The 17,777-nt window shown below is 54.5% G+C and carries 10 protein-coding genes, 1 tRNA gene and 3 rRNA genes; 10 read left to right on the top strand and 4 right to left on the bottom strand.

Going from position 1 to position 17,777, the window contains the following annotated elements; genetic code table 11:
- Window positions 1-77: 77 nt before the first annotated feature.
- Window positions 78-3,059 carry an autotransporter domain-containing protein gene (locus tag AAHB66_RS19610; RefSeq protein ID WP_347114163.1) on the bottom strand — a complete coding sequence of 994 codons (2,982 nt, stop codon included), beginning with the start codon at window positions 3,057-3,059 and terminating at the stop codon, window positions 78-80.
- A gap of 224 nt (window positions 3,060-3,283) precedes the next feature.
- Between AAHB66_RS19610 and AAHB66_RS19605 the strand changes: the two genes are divergently transcribed.
- The 3 genes from AAHB66_RS19605 (at window position 3,284) to AAHB66_RS19595 (ending at window position 4,844) form a co-directional block, all read left to right on the top strand.
- Window positions 3,284-3,502 carry a hypothetical protein gene (locus tag AAHB66_RS19605; RefSeq protein ID WP_347114161.1) on the top strand — a complete coding sequence of 73 codons (219 nt, stop codon included), beginning with the start codon at window positions 3,284-3,286 and terminating at the stop codon, window positions 3,500-3,502.
- 169 nt (window positions 3,503-3,671) lie between these two features.
- Complete coding sequence (locus AAHB66_RS19600) at window positions 3,672-4,088, top strand: hypothetical protein (protein ID WP_347114159.1); 417 nt, start codon at window positions 3,672-3,674, stop codon at window positions 4,086-4,088.
- A 36-nt stretch (window positions 4,089-4,124) separates the two neighbouring features.
- Window positions 4,125-4,844, top strand: a complete 720-nt coding sequence (locus AAHB66_RS19595) for a GntR family transcriptional regulator (RefSeq protein WP_347114158.1) — start codon at window positions 4,125-4,127, stop codon at window positions 4,842-4,844.
- Here AAHB66_RS19595 and AAHB66_RS19590 read toward each other — a convergent pair.
- Window positions 4,832-6,031 (bottom strand): enolase C-terminal domain-like protein, encoded by a 1,200-nt coding sequence (locus AAHB66_RS19590; RefSeq protein WP_347114156.1) that lies wholly within the window; start codon window positions 6,029-6,031, stop codon window positions 4,832-4,834. The two genes, AAHB66_RS19595 and AAHB66_RS19590, sit on opposite strands and share 13 nt — an antisense overlap.
- A gap of 274 nt (window positions 6,032-6,305) precedes the next feature.
- On the opposite strand from AAHB66_RS19590, the gene AAHB66_RS19585 reads away from it, so the two are divergent.
- The 6 genes from AAHB66_RS19585 (at window position 6,306) to AAHB66_RS19560 (ending at window position 14,295) form a co-directional block, all read left to right on the top strand.
- Entirely contained in the window at window positions 6,306-7,679 is a 1,374-nt protein-coding gene (locus tag AAHB66_RS19585) for a PTS transporter subunit EIIC (protein ID WP_347114154.1), read from the top strand.
- A 442-nt stretch (window positions 7,680-8,121) separates the two neighbouring features.
- Window positions 8,122-9,663 (top strand): 16S ribosomal RNA (locus AAHB66_RS19580).
- Window positions 9,664-9,887: 224 nt separating this feature from the next.
- A 23S ribosomal RNA gene (locus AAHB66_RS19575) occupies window positions 9,888-12,794 on the top strand.
- A 94-nt stretch (window positions 12,795-12,888) separates the two neighbouring features.
- A 5S ribosomal RNA gene (gene rrf / locus AAHB66_RS19570) occupies window positions 12,889-13,004 on the top strand.
- Together the 16S, 23S and 5S rRNA genes form the textbook arrangement of a ribosomal RNA operon.
- A gap of 209 nt (window positions 13,005-13,213) precedes the next feature.
- Window positions 13,214-13,555, top strand: coding sequence for a DUF1971 domain-containing protein (locus AAHB66_RS19565; protein WP_032614074.1), 342 nt, complete (start codon window positions 13,214-13,216; stop codon window positions 13,553-13,555).
- Between the two features lie 104 nt (window positions 13,556-13,659).
- On the top strand, window positions 13,660-14,295 hold the full coding sequence (locus tag AAHB66_RS19560; RefSeq protein WP_347114152.1) for a deoxynucleoside kinase: 636 nt from the start codon (window positions 13,660-13,662) through the stop codon (window positions 14,293-14,295).
- Between the two features lie 54 nt (window positions 14,296-14,349).
- Here AAHB66_RS19560 and AAHB66_RS19555 read toward each other — a convergent pair.
- Both AAHB66_RS19555 and AAHB66_RS19550 read right to left on the bottom strand, forming a co-directional pair.
- Window positions 14,350-14,425 (bottom strand) — tRNA-Phe (locus tag AAHB66_RS19555).
- Window positions 14,426-14,520: 95 nt separating this feature from the next.
- Complete coding sequence (locus AAHB66_RS19550; RefSeq protein ID WP_142487062.1) at window positions 14,521-15,231, bottom strand: DUF554 domain-containing protein; 711 nt, start codon at window positions 15,229-15,231, stop codon at window positions 14,521-14,523.
- A 398-nt stretch (window positions 15,232-15,629) separates the two neighbouring features.
- On the opposite strand from AAHB66_RS19550, the gene AAHB66_RS19545 reads away from it, so the two are divergent.
- The gene (locus tag AAHB66_RS19545; RefSeq protein WP_347114151.1) at window positions 15,630-17,765 is read left to right on the top strand and encodes an ornithine decarboxylase; all 2,136 of its coding nucleotides are present in this window, start codon (window positions 15,630-15,632) and stop codon (window positions 17,763-17,765) included.
- The last annotated feature ends 12 nt before the right edge of the window (window positions 17,766-17,777 follow it).

Genomic DNA, 17,777 nt, shown 5'->3' with positions numbered 1-17,777 from the left:
CGGCGGAAAACACAATGTTTGGCAGCGGAGCATAAAAAAACGGGGCCATTCGCGGCCCCGTTGATCGTTCGTAACAATCAGAACGACTTGCGTAAGCGCAGACTGAAGGTGTGCGCTTGGTAGCGGTCGCCGGCCTGCAGGTCATAACGCGCGTCGAGGCTCAGATCGTTGGCGTCATACAGGGTAGTGCCCACGGCCACGCCCGCCATATCTTCCACCGGAGAGGCCCCTTTGGTGATAAAGCTGGTTTCACCGATAGCATCGGCGGCGTAGGTCGCATGGCTGCTGACCTGACGATTATCGTACTGGTGGATCCAGGAGACCTGGGCGAACGGCGTCAGGTTACCCAGGCCGGTGGCGAAGGTCTTCTCGATGCGGGCACCGATATCGCTCACCACAGACTGCGCGTGGGTGCTGCTGACATCCAGCGCCATGCCGTTGCCGCCGGTTTCGCTGTAACCATCCACATGCTGATAGCCATAGGTCAGGCCTGCCAGCGGCGTCAGTACCACGTCAGCCGGCAGGGCAATTGGATAGCCAAGCTCGCTTTGCAGGGTAATGGACTGGCCGTTGAACTTGCCGTGGGCAGCGCCGGAGAAGCCGGTGAAATCAGCGCGACGCACGGAGCTGTAGTTCTGACGGTTCAGACCCGCAGAGAGGTTCAGGTACCACGGATTACCGGTGTAACCTGCGTAACCAATCACCCCGTAGTTATCGGCGGTAGAGTTGTTGCCGCTCAGGTTGTCTTTACCGTGTACGGAGGTGTTGCTGTAGTTCAGGGCTGCGCCCAGACGCCAGTCGTCACCCAGCGCGCGGTCGGCACCGATGATCAGGCCGCCAAATTTCGCGGTATAGCCGCTGACGTTGTCGGTGCTGTCCTGACGAGCATAACCGCCGAACGGCTGACCCCAGACGATCCAGTTGTTGGCGTAGTCATCGCCGGTTGCCACGCCGCTGGTGCCGGAGGCCTGCGGGTTACGCACGGCATCGATGTGAGCACCCACTACTGCCTGAGCGGTAGAGGTCGCAACGGTGGCCGCAGAGCTGGTGTTCAGGTTCTGGCTGGTGGAGAGACGCTCGCCAGCGCGGTTTGCTTCCTGCTTACCTTCAATTGCCAGAGAGGCGTTGTACAGATTCAGCAGCTGTGGGGAGGCGATACCGGAGTAGTGCGCCAGCCCGCCGAGTGATGCCGTGGCGCTCGGAATAGTGGCATAACCCCGTTTGGTCGGCTGAGCAGGTGCGGGTTCCGCTGGTGCAGGCTGCGTTGGCGTTGGCGTTGGTACCGTGACGACCGGCGTGGTGACGTCGGGCTCTGCCACGACCGGCGGGGTGACTTCTGGTGTTGGCTCAGGCTGAGGCTCTACCGGCTCGATGATGACCGGCTCTGCGCCCAGGGTTAACACCAGGGCCTTGCCTTCAGCCTCTTCATAGACGGAGCCATTGACCGTACCACGGTAGCCGAGGGCTTTGTATTTCAGCTGGTCGGCGTGGTAATCGGTCTCTGCGCCTGCGGCATTGATCACCACATAACGCTGGCCTTCGGCGAACTGGTAAGTGCTGCCGGTGCGCAGCAGATTAACGCTGGAACCCGCATCGATAATGGCATTGCCGGTGACGTTGAGGCGGCCATAGCCGGAATCGGCAAGCAGATCGCCGCGGGCATCCGCCAGATCGGAAACGCCGGAAATCAGCGTCGCGGCGGCTTTCTGATGGTAATCCCCGGCGATATTGATGCTGTTGTTCACCTGCAGGGAGGCCGCTTCGTTCACCACGGTGCCATTTGATACAGGCTGTTCATCGCTCATCTGCAGTGACATCAGACCGTATTCAGGCATGCTGGTAACGATATTATCGTTCAGCAGCAGCGAGCCGGTGTTGAATACCACGTCGGAGCCCATAATCGTGCCTGTCGCGCCGTCGATGCCGCTCAGCGTGCCCGTGGTGGTGGTGCCGCCATTGATGATTAATGGTGTCGCATTTAAGGCGTAAATATCACCGGCAATATCGCCCGTGTTGGTCAGGGTCACGCCATCGCTGTTATTGCTCCCAACCAGCAGAGCATAACTGCCGCCAGTTAACAGACCATTGTTAACAATCTGCGTCGCTGCGCTCTGGTTGGCGTAGTTCCAGAGATAGATACCCGTCGTGTTACCTGACAACTCACCATTGTTAACGATCGACGAAAGTGTGCCGTAACTATAGATTGCGGCGTAATTTCCGCTGATTTGGCCGTTATTTTCAATGGCATCGATGGTGCCATAGGTATAAATACCGGCGAAGCTGCCATTAATTTTATTATCATTAACGATAGAATTAATGGTGCTCTGGTTATATATCCCGGAACTGCCGTAATTATCGGCCGCACCACCGTCAATCGTACCGATATTGTGCAACGTGCCAATCGTACCGTTATTAAAAATGGCGCTGTTTTGGCCGTTGTTGACGTTATTTTCCGCTGGGATGAAGGAGATCAGGCCCGCATTGGTTAAGTTATCAATGGTTCCCTGGTTACTGATGGCGCGGGAGCCATAGATCTTACCCTCGGCGGTATTGCTTAAGGTGTTAATGGTCCCGGCATTGTCTATCGTGCCATTGTTATAAGAATTGAAGTCGTAGTTATAGTTATAAGTGTTCTGAACGCCCTTAATGGTGCCGCTGTTGGTGAAGGTGTTAATCACCCCCGATGCGCTCACCGCAACCACTTTGCCATTCTGGTACTGATTGAGGCTGGAAATGGTTCCGTTATTGTTAAGCTCACCCACGGTTCCATCAATCTGCACAACATTGCTGCTCAAAAATAATGGAACATCGACAACGTCGCTGATGGTGCCGTCATTAGTCAGCGTTGTTACCGTCACACCCGAATTAACGGTTAATGCCGATCCTGGGGCGCCCGTTACGCTCCCCGCCTGGGTGATATGCACTAACTCTTTGGCGTCAGCAATCTGAACGCTGCTTGCCGGGGTGTCGATAATTAATTCAGGAGATGTGGCGTAGGCCTGCGCGGTCGTTGATGCCACCAGCAGAGAGATCAGCTGGCTAAGACGTTTCTTTTCCATGGTGTACCATCATAAAGTTGCGATGTTTGTGCAAAATGCAGTTGTGATTTCTTCGGATTAATCCGATATCTTCGGGCGCAGAATATACAATTTGTTGCCGAAAACAATAAGCGTTGCTTAATTATTTCTGCTTGAATTCATTTCACATATTTCGTCATGTTGATAATTTGAGTTAAGGCTGGTGCGGTATGAGGATATATCCTCACTTTTTGCAGGGAACCGTATTGATTAGTTTATCTTTATTATTGGCAGGGTGTATTTCCGCCAACCCGCACAGGTCTGCGCAAAAAATAGTCAGTGAAAGTGGTCTGATCAGTGAGAAATTTGACACAGATCCGTTCCCGATTATCGGCTGGCATCGCCTGACGCCGCCGGTTCATTCCCTGCGGGTCTACATCGAAGGGGATGGATTTGCCTGGAAGAGCCGCACAACCCCCCTCTGATAATCCGACGCCGCGTAATCCGACCGGCCTGATGCTGGCCGCAGCGGATAGGCTGACAAACGTGTTTTATCTTGCCCGGCCCTGCCAGTTCATCGGGCCGCCCCTTCCGGCTAACTGCCAAGTAAATGTCTGGACGCAGGATCGCTTTTCGCCTGCGGTAATAGATGCTATGAACGAGGCGCTTAGCCAGATGGTGCTGCGCTATCCGGGAGTGACGCTCGATTTGGTGGGTTACTCCGGGGGCGGCAATATCGCCGCGCTGATGGCGGAACGCCGGGATGATGTGCGCTCCCTGCGAACGGTGGCAGGTAATCTCGACGTGGCGTATGTCAATGCCGTGCATCATGTCACCCCGATGCCTGCCGCTGAGAGCGCCATCGATCGTGCTCCTGCGCTTCGCACCCTGCCGCAGATCCACTACAGTGGGGAAGCCGACACCACCGTGCCGCCCGCCGTCGCCCGTCGTTTTCAGCATGCGGTGGGAGGAAGGTGTGTGCAAACGGAGGTAATTAGCGGGATGGAGCATGGGTCAGACTGGGCGGCAGTCTGGCCGCGATTGCTGGCGCAGGGGTTACCGGACTGCTGAGGTGTGATCAACGTTAAGTGACGTCAGGACCTAACAATGAAAAAGAAAGAGTTTGTGACCCAGGATCTACTGAGCAAAATCTACCAGGACACCACGGCGGGGCCACGTAAACTCCCACCTGAAAGGCAACTGGCAGAAGAGTATGGCGTCTCGCGTTTCACCATCCGCCAGGCGCTGGAAAAACTGGTCAGTATTGGCGTGGTGCGGATCGTGCAGGGCTCGGGGATCTGGATCAACGAGCATGCGCGTAATAATCCGCTGATCTACAACTCGATCACGGAGAAGCGATTCGATCAGATGCGCTACCGGATGATCAGCCTGCATAAAACAAGGCCCGATCGCGCGGCGCAGCAGATTTTCGGCATCGATGAAGAGAGTTTTATCTGGCACTTTTGCCGCTTGCGCTACGTCGATGACCAGCCCGTACAGCTGGAGGTGTCCAGCATGCCGGCTGCCGATTTCCCCGATCTTAATCAGCAGGCGATTGAGCGTTCCATTCAGCAGTACGTATTAAGTAAAGGGATGAACATTTCCCATATGCTGACCACCTACCGGGCGGTCAGCGTCAGCCGCGAGCAGGCGGTAATACTGGGCTGCAAAAAGGGCAGCCCGGCAATGCATATTAATAATCGCGGGATACTGGAAGGGGGCCGGGTCTTTGAGGTGAGCGATATTATCGATATCAACTACACCTGCACCTGGGTCAGCCCGTATAACCGCGATAATTTAGCCTGGCGACAAAATCAGGGCGTATGAAGGGTGCCATCCGGCAGGCGGCTTTGCGTCCACTCATGCGGGCGATAGACCACCGGATACGCCAGGGCCAACTCTTCATTAAAGCCTGTGCCGATGCCGGGCGCTGTCGGAGGATAAACAAATCCGTCCTTCACCTCAGGCGCGCCGGGGAACACGCTGTCGGTGGCTTTGGAGCGCGGAATAAATTCCTGGATAGCCGCATTATGCAGGTGAATGTTCAGGTGCGTATTTACCGCCACGCCGATAGGGGTCATATCCCCGGGGCCATGCCAGGCGAGACGCACGCCAAAGGCCTGACACAGGTGCGCCAGCTTCAGCGCCGGGGTAATGCCGCCGATCTGCGAGATATGGCAGCGAATAAAGTCGATGCGGCGATTGACGATCAGGTCGTGCCACTCAGCGGGGTTATTGAAAAGCTCGCCCATCGCCAGCGGCACGCAGCTCTGCTGGCGAACCTGCTCCAGCCAGGCGCTCTGCTGTGGCGGCAGGATATCCTCGATAAAGTAGGGCTGGTAAGGCTCAAGCTGTTTTGCCAGCTGCACAGCCTGCTGCGGGAATAAACGCTCGTGAACATCGTGTAAGAAATGGAGCTTCCAGCCATATTTTTCGCGCAGGGCGCGGAACATCTCCACGGTATTCGCCATGTATTCGTGCTGATCGAACCAGGCACCCGCGGTCGGGTTCTCTGGCGCATGCAGCGCCGATGGCGTGCCGCCGTAAAAACCCAGCTGACAGCGGATATGACGATAGCCTTGCGCCACCAGCTTATCGACGGAGGCAAAGAGTTGTTCCAGCGTCTCGCCGCTGGCGTGGCTGTAAGCCGGGATCGCATCGCGGGATTTTCCGCCCAGCAGCTGATACAGCGGCATGCCGGCCAGCTGGCCTTTAATATCCCACAGGGCCATATCCACGCCGGAGATGGCGTTATTCATCGCCGGCCCGTTACGCCAGTAGGCGTTAACGTTCATCATTTGCCACAGATCTTCGATGTTATTGGCATCCCGGCCGATCAGCAGCGGTTTGAGATACTCATCCACCAGGGTTTTAACCGCCAGCGGGCGCTGCTGAAAAGTGGCACAGCCGTGTCCGACGAGTCCTTGCCCGGTGGTAACGCGAACGGTCACCAGGTTATGTCGGTCCGGACGGGTAATAAAACACTCGATATTAGTGATAATCACAGGCGTCACGAGAAACTCCTTTGCGGCTCTGTGGAAATACGGAATAGGAATATCATCGCCCTAAAAATGTTTGCCGGTAAACCGTTTTTTTATTATTTATTTTGGTCAGTTATTTGATTCTATTTTAATTAAAAACCGTACCAATTATGGATTGATGACGGTTTTATTGCTCTTTGGATGGCTAAGTGTGAGCAGTATCAACTTTTATTGGTTTGTTTTGTAGGGTGGGTTTATCTATCCTCGTGGCATCAATAAAACAACAACCCTACCGGCAGGAGTCTTTATGGGGACGCAAGAAGCCATCAATAATATTATTCGTCTGGTCGGCGGCCAGGGGAATATTAATAAAGTCTGGCACTGTATGACGCGACTACGGTTTGATTTAATCGACGATAATAAAGTCGATCAGACCGCGATCAAAAATCTGCCGGGCGTGCTGGGCGCACAGCTCCAGAGCGATCAGTTTCAGGTGATCATCGGGCCGAAGGTGAACAGCTGGTATGAGCAAATGCTTAATGTGCTCGGTCAGGGAACAGATAACGCGCCGACGGCAACAAAGGGGCGTAAAAGCCTGGTCTCCCTCTTTATGGATACCGTCTCGGGGGTGTTTGGTCCGATTGTCCCGGCCATTGCCGGTGCCGGGATGATAAAAGGCTTGCTGGCCGGGCTGATCGCATTGAAGGTGGTGTCGGCGAAAAGCGATACCGTCATGGTTATCGACCTGATTGCCAGCGGCGTCTTCTATTTCCTGCCGTTCTTCCTCGCCGTGTCGGCGGCGAAGATCTTCAAAACCAATGAGTATCTTGCCGCGGCGGTTGCCGCCTGTCTGATGTATCCCTCCTTAATAGAAGCAGCGAAAGCGCTGGCGACGCATCAGGAAGGGGCGGTCAGCGCCCTCTGGTTAATGAATGCCATCCCGGTCTCCGTCTTTAACTATGCCTCGAGCGTCATTCCGGTGATCTTCTCGGTGCTGGCATTGAGTTATATCCATCGCTGGGTAGACAGCATCATGCCGGATGTCCTGAAAACCGTATTCACGCCGACGCTTACCCTCTTTATAGGTGCCCTGGCGGCGCTGGTGGTGATCGGCCCGATTGGCATCTGGCTAGGTAAAGGACTCGCCTTCTTTATAGAAGGGCTGTTTGGCGTGTCGGCCAGCTTTGCCGGGCTTATCGTCGGGGCTATCCGTCCGGTGGCGATCCTGACCGGTATGCATCACGCAATGACGCCGATTGCCCTGCAGAACTTCAGCGACCGTGGCTACGACATGCTGATGCCGATGATGTTTATGGCCAATATGGCGATTGCCGGGGCGACGTTTGCTATCTGGCGCCTGAGCCGGGACCGTCAGGAGAGAACCGTTACGCTGTCGGCGGCCATCTCTGCACTGCTGGGGATTACCGAACCGGCACTCTTTGGTGTCCTGACGCGCTATAAGAAAGCCTTTATCGCCGCCACGGTGGCCAGCTCGCTGGCATCAGCCTTTATTGCCTTCTTCGGCGTGCGTCTTTATGGCTACATTCTTTCGAGCATCTTCAGCTTGCCTGCTTATATAGGTCCATACTTCGTCTTTGCTCTGGCGGGTGTGGCGATATCTCTGGTGCTCTCCTTTACGCTGACCACCGTTCTGGTGAAGAAAGAGCAGGCCGCAGAGTGATTCTGGAACCCGTCTTAGCGTATGTGTAGCAGGGAATATCAGCACGTTTGTGGATAACTCTGTGGGCAAATGCGTATAAGGCGGGGTTTTGCTGGGGAATGCAGCAGTCAGTCATTTTTCTGTCATTTAAGGGTTGCGGCCCCGGGAGAACTCCCTATAATGCGCCTCCATCGACACGGAACAACGGCAAACAGGCCGCCGGGTCAGCAGGGAAAAGCGTGAAATAATCGCTTGACTCTGAATGAGGAAAGCGTAATATACGCCACCTCGCAACGGTGAGCGAAAGCCGCGTTGCACTGCTCTTTAACAATTTATCAGACAATCTGTGTGGGCACTCAAAGTGACATGGATTCTTAACGTCGCAAGACGATAAATGAATACCAAAGTCTCTGAGTGAACATACGTAATTCATTACGAAGTTTAATTCACGAGCATCAAACTTAAATTGAAGAGTTTGATCATGGCTCAGATTGAACGCTGGCGGCAGGCCTAACACATGCAAGTCGAACGGTAGCACAGAGAGCTTGCTCTCGGGTGACGAGTGGCGGACGGGTGAGTAATGTCTGGGAAACTGCCTGATGGAGGGGGATAACTACTGGAAACGGTAGCTAATACCGCATAACGTCGCAAGACCAAAGAGGGGGACCTTCGGGCCTCTTGCCATCAGATGTGCCCAGATGGGATTAGCTAGTAGGTGGGGTAACGGCTCACCTAGGCGACGATCCCTAGCTGGTCTGAGAGGATGACCAGCCACACTGGAACTGAGACACGGTCCAGACTCCTACGGGAGGCAGCAGTGGGGAATATTGCACAATGGGCGCAAGCCTGATGCAGCCATGCCGCGTGTATGAAGAAGGCCTTCGGGTTGTAAAGTACTTTCAGCGGGGAGGAAGGTGCTGAGGTTAATAACCTCAGCAATTGACGTTACCCGCAGAAGAAGCACCGGCTAACTCCGTGCCAGCAGCCGCGGTAATACGGAGGGTGCAAGCGTTAATCGGAATTACTGGGCGTAAAGCGCACGCAGGCGGTCTGTCAAGTCGGATGTGAAATCCCCGGGCTCAACCTGGGAACTGCATTCGAAACTGGCAGGCTAGAGTCTTGTAGAGGGGGGGTAGAATTCCAGGTGTAGCGGTGAAATGCGTAGAGATCTGGAGGAATACCGGTGGCGAAGGCGGCCCCCCTGGACAAAGACTGACGCTCAGGTGCGAAAGCGTGGGGAGCAAACAGGATTAGATACCCTGGTAGTCCACGCCGTAAACGATGTCGACTTGGAGGTTGTTCCCTTGAGGAGTGGCTTCCGGAGCTAACGCGTTAAGTCGACCGCCTGGGGAGTACGGCCGCAAGGTTAAAACTCAAATGAATTGACGGGGGCCCGCACAAGCGGTGGAGCATGTGGTTTAATTCGATGCAACGCGAAGAACCTTACCTACTCTTGACATCCAGAGAACTTTCCAGAGATGGATTGGTGCCTTCGGGAACTCTGAGACAGGTGCTGCATGGCTGTCGTCAGCTCGTGTTGTGAAATGTTGGGTTAAGTCCCGCAACGAGCGCAACCCTTATCCTTTGTTGCCAGCGGTCCGGCCGGGAACTCAAAGGAGACTGCCAGTGATAAACTGGAGGAAGGTGGGGATGACGTCAAGTCATCATGGCCCTTACGAGTAGGGCTACACACGTGCTACAATGGCGCATACAAAGAGAAGCGACCTCGCGAGAGCAAGCGGACCTCATAAAGTGCGTCGTAGTCCGGATTGGAGTCTGCAACTCGACTCCATGAAGTCGGAATCGCTAGTAATCGTAGATCAGAATGCTACGGTGAATACGTTCCCGGGCCTTGTACACACCGCCCGTCACACCATGGGAGTGGGTTGCAAAAGAAGTAGGTAGCTTAACCTTCGGGAGGGCGCTTACCACTTTGTGATTCATGACTGGGGTGAAGTCGTAACAAGGTAACCGTAGGGGAACCTGCGGTTGGATCACCTCCTTACCTTAAAGAACCTGCCTTTGCAGTGCTCACACAGATTGTCTGATGAATGATGAACTTCTGAATGTACTCTTGAGTGCATTAAGAAGTTTTGCTCTTTAAAAATCTGGATCAAGCTGAAAATTGAAACGACACGCCGTGTCTGCTCTCCGTAATAAGAGCAGATGAAGGTGTGTTCGGGTCTCTCAAATTTTCGCAATCAGAAGTGAAACATCTTCGGGTTGTGAGGTTAAGCGACCAAGCGTACACGGTGGATGCCTAGGCAGTCAGAGGCGATGAAGGACGTGCTAATCTGCGATAAGCGTCGGTAAGGTGATATGAACCGTTATAACCGACGATTTCCGAATGGGGAAACCCAGTGCAATCCGTTGCACTATCGTTAAGTGAATACATAGCTTAACGAAGCGAACCAGGGGAACTGAAACATCTAAGTACCCTGAGGAAAAGAAATCAACCGAGATTCCCCCAGTAGCGGCGAGCGAACGGGGAACAGCCCAGAGTCTGAATCAGCATGTGTGTCAGTGGAAGCGTCTGGAAAGTCGCAGGGTACAGGGTGATACTCCCGTACACGAAGATACACTTGCTGTGAACTCGAAGAGTAGGGCGGGACACGTGGTATCCTGTCTGAATATGGGGGGACCATCCTCCAAGGCTAAATACTCCTGACTGACCGATAGTGAACCAGTACCGTGAGGGAAAGGCGAAAAGAACCCCGGCGAGGGGAGTGAAAAAGAACCTGAAACCGTGTACGTACAAGCAGTGGGAGCACCCTTGTGGTGTGACTGCGTACCTTTTGTATAATGGGTCAGCGACTTATATTCTGTAGCAAGGTTAACCGTATAGGGGAGCCGAAGGGAAACCGAGTCTTAACTGGGCGTTAAGTTGCAGGGTATAGACCCGAAACCCGGTGATCTAGCCATGGGCAGGTTGAAGGTTGGGTAACACTAACTGGAGGACCGAACCGACTAATGTTGAAAAATTAGCGGATGACTTGTGGCTGGGGGTGAAAGGCCAATCAAACCGGGAGATAGCTGGTTCTCCCCGAAAGCTATTTAGGTAGCGCCTCGTGAATTCATCTCCGGGGGTAGAGCACTGTTTCGGCTAGGGGGCCATCCCGGCTTACCAACCCGATGCAAACTGCGAATACCGGAGAATGTTATCACGGGAGACACACGGCGGGTGCTAACGTCCGTCGTGAAGAGGGAAACAACCCAGACCGCCAGCTAAGGTCCCAAAGTCATGGTTAAGTGGGAAACGATGTGGGAAGGCACAGACAGCCAGGATGTTGGCTTAGAAGCAGCCATCATTTAAAGAAAGCGTAATAGCTCACTGGTCGAGTCGGCCTGCGCGGAAGATGTAACGGGGCTAAACCATGCACCGAAGCTGCGGCAGCGACACTATGTGTTGTTGGGTAGGGGAGCGTTCTGTAAGCCGTCGAAGGTGGACTGTGAGGTCTGCTGGAGGTATCAGAAGTGCGAATGCTGACATAAGTAACGATAAAGCGGGTGAAAAGCCCGCTCGCCGGAAGACCAAGGGTTCCTGTCCAACGTTAATCGGGGCAGGGTGAGTCGACCCCTAAGGCGAGGCCGAAAGGCGTAGTCGATGGGAAACAGGTTAATATTCCTGTACTCGGTGTTACTGCGAAGGGGGGACGGAGAAGGCTATGTTGGCCGGGCGACGGTTGTCCCGGTTTAAGCATGTAGGCGGAGGTTCCAGGTAAATCCGGTACCTTTTCAACGCTGAGGTGTGATGACGAGGCACTACGGTGCTGAAGCAACAAATGCCCTGCTTCCAGGAAAAGCCTCTAAGCATCAGGTAACATCAAATCGTACCCCAAACCGACACAGGTGGTCAGGTAGAGAATACCAAGGCGCTTGAGAGAACTCGGGTGAAGGAACTAGGCAAAATGGTGCCGTAACTTCGGGAGAAGGCACGCTGATATGTAGGTGAAGCCCCTGCGGGTGGAGCTGAAATCAGTCGAAGATACCAGCTGGCTGCAACTGTTTATTAAAAACACAGCACTGTGCAAACACGAAAGTGGACGTATACGGTGTGACGCCTGCCCGGTGCCGGAAGGTTAATTGATGGGGTTAGCGGCAACGCGAAGCTCTTGATCGAAGCCCCGGTAAACGGCGGCCGTAACTATAACGGTCCTAAGGTAGCGAAATTCCTTGTCGGGTAAGTTCCGACCTGCACGAATGGCGTAATGATGGCCAGGCTGTCTCCACCCGAGACTCAGTGAAATTGAAATCGCTGTGAAGATGCAGTGTACCCGCGGCAAGACGGAAAGACCCCGTGAACCTTTACTATAGCTTGACACTGAACACTGGTCCTTGATGTGTAGGATAGGTGGGAGGCTTTGAAGCGTGGACGCCAGTCTGCGTGGAGCCAACCTTGAAATACCACCCTTTAATGGCTGGTGTTCTAACGTGGACCCGTTACCCGGGTTGCGGACAGTGTCTGGTGGGTAGTTTGACTGGGGCGGTCTCCTCCTAAAGAGTAACGGAGGAGCACGAAGGTTAGCTAATCCTGGTCGGACATCAGGAGGTTAGTGCAATGGCATAAGCTAGCTTGACTGCGAGAGTGACGGCTCGAGCAGGTGCGAAAGCAGGTCATAGTGATCCGGTGGTTCTGTATGGAAGGGCCATCGCTCAACGGATAAAAGGTACTCCGGGGATAACAGGCTGATACCGCCCAAGAGTTCATATCGACGGCGGTGTTTGGCACCTCGATGTCGGCTCATCACATCCTGGGGCTGAAGTAGGTCCCAAGGGTACGGCTGTTCGCCGTTTAAAGTGGTACGCGAGCTGGGTTTAGAACGTCGTGAGACAGTTCGGTCCCTATCTGCCGTGGGCGCTGGAGAATTGAGGGGGGGCTGCTCCTAGTACGAGAGGACCGGAGTGGACGCATCACTGGTGTTCGGGTTGTCATGCCAATGGCACTGCCCGGTAGCTAAATGCGGAAGAGATAAGTGCTGAAAGCATCTAAGCACGAAACTTGCCCCGAGATGAGTTCTCCCTGAGCCTTTAAGGCTCCTGAAGGAACGTTGAAGACGACGACGTTGATAGGTCGGGTGTGTAAGCGCAGCGATGCGTTGAGCTAACCGATACTAATGAACCGTGAGGCTTAACCTTACAACGCCGAAGCTGTTTCGGCGGTATTTGAGACGATTTTCAGCTGATACAGATTAACTGACAGGCCCGAAGGGCGTGTCGGAGACAGAATTTGCCTGGCGGCTGTAGCGCGGTGGTCCCACCTGACCCCATGCCGAACTCAGAAGTGAAACGCCGTAGCGCCGATGGTAGTGTGGGGTCTCCCCATGCGAGAGTAGGGAACTGCCAGGCATCAATTAAGGAAACCCCGTACCGTAAGGTACGGGGTTTTTTGCCGTCTGCGTGATAAAGCCGGTCGCAATGCGTTTACCCATCCAAGAGACTATTATCCTTTCAGCATCACAGTCACCTTTTATGTAAATGATATTTATTATCAATAGTGCTTTACAGGCGAAACATAAAGATGTATTTTAAATGCATGTTTAAAGCCGGAGGTATTTATGAGCCATCACAGAATTCCCAAAAACTGGACCATCAAACGTTCAACTCCCTTTTTTACTAAAGACAATGTTCCCGCAGCGCTTCTGAGCCATCACAACACCGCAGCCGGTATTTTTGGCCAGCTCTGTGTAATGGAAGGGACAGTGACCTACTACGGCTTCGCCAATGAAGAGGCAACAGAGCCAGAAGTAAAAGTCGTGATTAACGCAGGTACCTTTGCGACCAGCCCACCGCAGTACTGGCACCGTATTGAGATGACCGACGATGCACAGTTTAATATCAATTTCTGGGCCGAACCGGCGTTCTCTGGTGATGAAGTTTACAGCGCGAAAAAGGCATAATCCCGATGCTCCCTTATCCTTAATAAGGGAGCCCCTTCATACTGTATGAAAGCCCCTAATCATTTTCTTCAGCCGTAAGTAAATCCATTCACCGGGATATCGCTATGAAGATCGTCTCTATTGAGGCCAATATTGCTGCGGGAAAAAGCACCCTGCTGGAACCTCTGGCGGCGGCGTTATCAGAAAAAACAGGCGCATACTGGAGTGTAATGAAGGAGCCCGTGGATGAAGATCCGGTGTTTCTAGATCTGCTTCAGGTGTTCATTGAGAACCCACACGACGCAGACGCCCGGGTAGCCTTTCAGCTCTATATCACCGCATCCCGACAGCGCCTGTTAAAGGACATCCCCGAAGGCAACTACGTTATCGAACGTTCCCTGTTCAGCGATATTGTGTTCTGCCATGTGAATTTCCTGATGACTGAACAGCCATCGGCCCGCTATATGTCTTATTTCTACCAGATTAAGGATTACCTGAAGCGCTATCCGCATATCGATCTGGTGGTCTATATCGATCGCGACGCGGACGCCTGTTTTAACGACTGTATGGCGCGAGGACGGCCTGGAGAGGATAAATACACGCTGGACTATTTTGAGGACGTTAAAGCCTTCCACGACGCTTGTCTGCCGCAAATTGCCCGTCAGTATGGCTCAACGCTGCTGACGCACCAGGTTCGGTCGGGATTTGCATGCCCGGAAGCGCTGGCAGATGCGGTGATAGGGAAGCTGGAGAAGGTATAAGATTCTGTTTCGCCAAAAGCAAAAACCCGCCTTTTGGGCGGGTTCTTTAAATAGTGGTGCCCGGACTCGGAATCGAACCAAGGACACGGGGATTTTCAATCCCCTGCTCTACCGACTGAGCTATCCGGGCAACGGGGCGAATTAAACCCGATCCGCCTCGTGGCGTCAACGGAATTTGTTGATTTCGCTACTGACCGCACACTCTGTCGCCAGTTTGCTGCGATCTCAGGCAAAAAACGCGGTCCACAGGGCGGAAAGCGGCATGGCGATCACCAGCGCAGGCAGCATATTTACCACCGCAAACATCTTAATGCCGCAGATCCGCAGCCCGGTTGCCAGCAGCAGCAGACCGCCGACGGCGGTAAAGTCCGCCATCATCGCCGGCGTGGTCAGCGGTAAGATTAACGTGGCGCAGGTGGCGAGGGCGAGCTGGATAAGCAGCATCGGCACGCAAATCGCGGCAACCGCGATACCCAGCGTGGTCGCAAAAATTGTCGCGGTAAAGAAATCCAGGAAGGCTTTAGCGATAAGGATGCTGGGGTCGCCGGTCATTCCCTCCTGCATCGAGCCAAAAATCCCCGTGCCGCTGGCGCAAAACAGAATGATGATGGCGACATAGTTCTGAATAAACGCGTCGTGACCACCACCTTTCTGTTTACCGCGGGAGAGCAGATTTTTCGCTTTACTGACGGCGCCGTTGATCCCTTTCTCCAGATAGCAGAATTCCCCGATTAGCGCTCCGAGCAGCGTTGCCAGCACCATCACCGGCAGGTTGGCGCACTTGATGACCAGCAGAATACCGATTCCCAGCGAGGCCAGACCAAATATCGAGGGCATGGAGGAGCGAATACGCTCCGGTAATCGCTGGCTGAGCACGGCGCCAAGTACGCCGCCCAGCAGCACGGCTCCCGCATTAATGAACGGTCCAATAACCACTGTGAACTCCTGTTATTTACTCATTGATATTGCATTATTATTACTCTTTTCAGTGAGTAATCGCCAAATGTAATCCCGTTTTTTGCATAATGATTCCTTCTTGCGCCCCCTGGCGAAAGGTGACATTATTGCGCGAATTTTCTCCTCTCAGATACGGGGCCGCCAATGAACCGACTCTCTTTTGCTGCGCGCATGGCTGGCCGTATCGACACATCTTATTCTACGCTCACCATGCGGTGAGGGTAACGCAGGCTCACTGCAGGACAACAGTAAAACCAGACGCGTTCTGCTTTTACTGATGTCTGGCGGTCGGAGCTGAACTCCGGTCAGACACATTCGTTGGGCAGGGGGACTCCCTGTCCGGGGCTTTTTCTCGCCTTGCACGGGTATTTGCGCTTATGAAATCAATGAAAATTGCCGTCAGCCGCGAGCTGGCGTCCGCCTTGTCCACGCACCGGGAAGTGGTGACGCTGGATAACACAGATTTTACGGATGTGGCGGCAGTCGTCATTACCGTCGCTGACAGTCACAGCGGCATCCTCGCGTTGCTGAAACGCACCGGCTTTAATCTGCCTGTATTGATGTTCTCGCCGCAGCCTGTGGAAACCCCTGCGGGTGTCGATGCGGTCATCGACGGCAAAGCGCAGGAGTGGTTAGAGCTGGAAGCCGCGGCCTGTCGCTATGAAGAGAACCTGCTGCCGCCGTTTTTCGACACGCTCAGCCAGTACGTGGCGATGGACAACAGCACCTTTGCCTGTCCGGGGCACCAGCACGGAGCGTTCTTTAAGAAACACCCCGCAGGCCGCCAGTTCTTCGATTTCTTCGGCGAGAACGTCTTTCGGGCCGACATGTGCAACGCCGACGTGAAGCTCGGCGATCTGCTGATCCATGAAGGGTCCGCCAAACACGCGCAAAAGTTCGCTGCAAAGGTGTTTAACGCCGACAAGACCTATTTCGTGCTCAACGGCACCTCGGCCGCCAACAAGGTGGTGACCAATGCGCTGCTGACCCGCGGCGATCTGGTGCTCTTTGACCGCAACAACCATAAATCCAACCATCATGGCGCGCTGATCCAGGCCGGTGCCACGCCGGTGTATCTCGAAGCGGCGCGTAACCCGTTTGGCTTTATTGGCGGCATTGATGACCGCTGCTTTGACGAGGCGTACCTGCGGGAGCTGATCCGCGAAGTGGCCCCGGAAAAAGCCGGTGAAGCGCGTCCGTTCCGCCTGGCAGTGATCCAGCTCGGCACCTATGACGGCACCATTTATAACGCCCGCCAGGTGATCGACAAAATTGGCCAGCTGTGCGACTACATCCTGTTTGACTCTGCATGGGTGGGTTACGAGCAGTTTATCCCGATGATGGCGGACAGCTCGCCGCTGCTGCTGGATCTCAATGAGAAGGATCCGGGGATCTTTGTCACCCAGTCGGTGCATAAACAGCAGGCCGGGTTCTCCCAGACCTCGCAGATCCACAAGAAGGATAACCATATCCGCGGCCAGGCGCGTTTCTGCCCACATAAGCGTCTCAACAACGCCTTTATGCTGCACGCCTCCACCAGCCCGTTCTATCCGCTCTTTGCGGCTCTCGACGTTAACGCCAAGATCCATGAAGGGGAGAGCGGACGTCGGCTGTGGGCCGAGTGCGTTGAGCTGGGTATCGAGGCGCGCAAGGCGATTATCGCCAATTGCAAAATGATTAAGCCGTTTATCCCGCCGGTGGTGGCCGGGCGTCCGTGGCAGGATCATCCAACCCATGCGATTGCCAGCGAGCTGCGCTTCTTCAGCTTTGAGCCGGGTGCGAAATGGCACGGCTTCGAGGGCTATGCCGAGGAGCAATATTTTGTCGATCCGTGCAAGCTGCTGCTGACCACGCCGGGCATCGATGCTGAAAGCGGGGAGTACACCGACTTTGGCATCCCGGCGACCATTCTGGCGCACTACCTGCGCGAGAAGGGCATTGTCCCGGAGAAGTGCGATCTTAACTCTATTCTCTTCCTGCTCACCCCTGCGGAGAGCGCCGAGAAGATGGCGCAACTGGTGGCAATGCTGGGCCAGTTTGAGCAGCACATTGAAGACGACACCCCGTTGGCGGATGTCCTGCCGACCATCTGGAAGAAATACCCGGTGCGCTATCGCGACTACACCCTGCGTCAGCTCTGTCAGGAGATGCACGATCTGTACGTCAGTTTCGACGTGAAGGATCTGCAGAAAGCGATGTTCCGCAAAGAGAGCCTGCCCACCGTGGCGATGAACCCGCAGGACGCTAACCAGGCCTTTATTCGCGGTAACGTCGAGCTGGTGCGCATCAGCGAAGCCGAAGGACGTATCGCGGCTGAAGGGGCGCTACCATACCCGCCGGGCGTACTGTGCGTGGTGCCAGGCGAACTCTGGGGTGGGGCGGTGCAGCGTTACTTCCTGGCGCTGGAAGAGGGCGTCAATCTGCTGCCCGGTTTTTCACCGGAACTGCAGGGCGTTTACAGCGAGAAGGATGCAGACGGGATTAAGCGCTTGTACGGGTATGTACTGAAGTAAAAAATTCCCCCC

It is taken from the genome of Leclercia sp. S52 (assembly GCF_039727615.1).
Lineage (GTDB): Bacteria > Pseudomonadota > Gammaproteobacteria > Enterobacterales > Enterobacteriaceae > Enterobacter > Enterobacter adecarboxylatus_B.
This window is presented reverse-complemented; position numbering and strand designations above follow the sequence as displayed.

What these genes read in the sequence shown, in the direction of transcription:
- AAHB66_RS19585 (WP_347114154.1), top strand. Translation starts at nt 6,306, where the DNA reads ATGGGGACGCAAGAAGCCATCAATAATATTATTCGTCTGGTCGGCGGC.
- AAHB66_RS19600 (WP_347114159.1), top strand. Translation starts at nt 3,672, where the DNA reads ATGAACGAGGCGCTTAGCCAGATGGTGCTGCGCTATCCGGGAGTGACG.
- AAHB66_RS19610 (WP_347114163.1), bottom strand. Translation starts at nt 3,059, where the DNA reads ATGGAAAAGAAACGTCTTAGCCAGCTGATCTCTCTGCTGGTGGCATCA.
- AAHB66_RS19545 (WP_347114151.1), top strand. Translation starts at nt 15,630, where the DNA reads ATGAAATCAATGAAAATTGCCGTCAGCCGCGAGCTGGCGTCCGCCTTG.
- AAHB66_RS19595 (WP_347114158.1), top strand. Translation starts at nt 4,125, where the DNA reads ATGAAAAAGAAAGAGTTTGTGACCCAGGATCTACTGAGCAAAATCTAC.
- AAHB66_RS19565 (WP_032614074.1), top strand. Translation starts at nt 13,214, where the DNA reads ATGAGCCATCACAGAATTCCCAAAAACTGGACCATCAAACGTTCAACT.
- AAHB66_RS19560 (WP_347114152.1), top strand. Translation starts at nt 13,660, where the DNA reads ATGAAGATCGTCTCTATTGAGGCCAATATTGCTGCGGGAAAAAGCACC.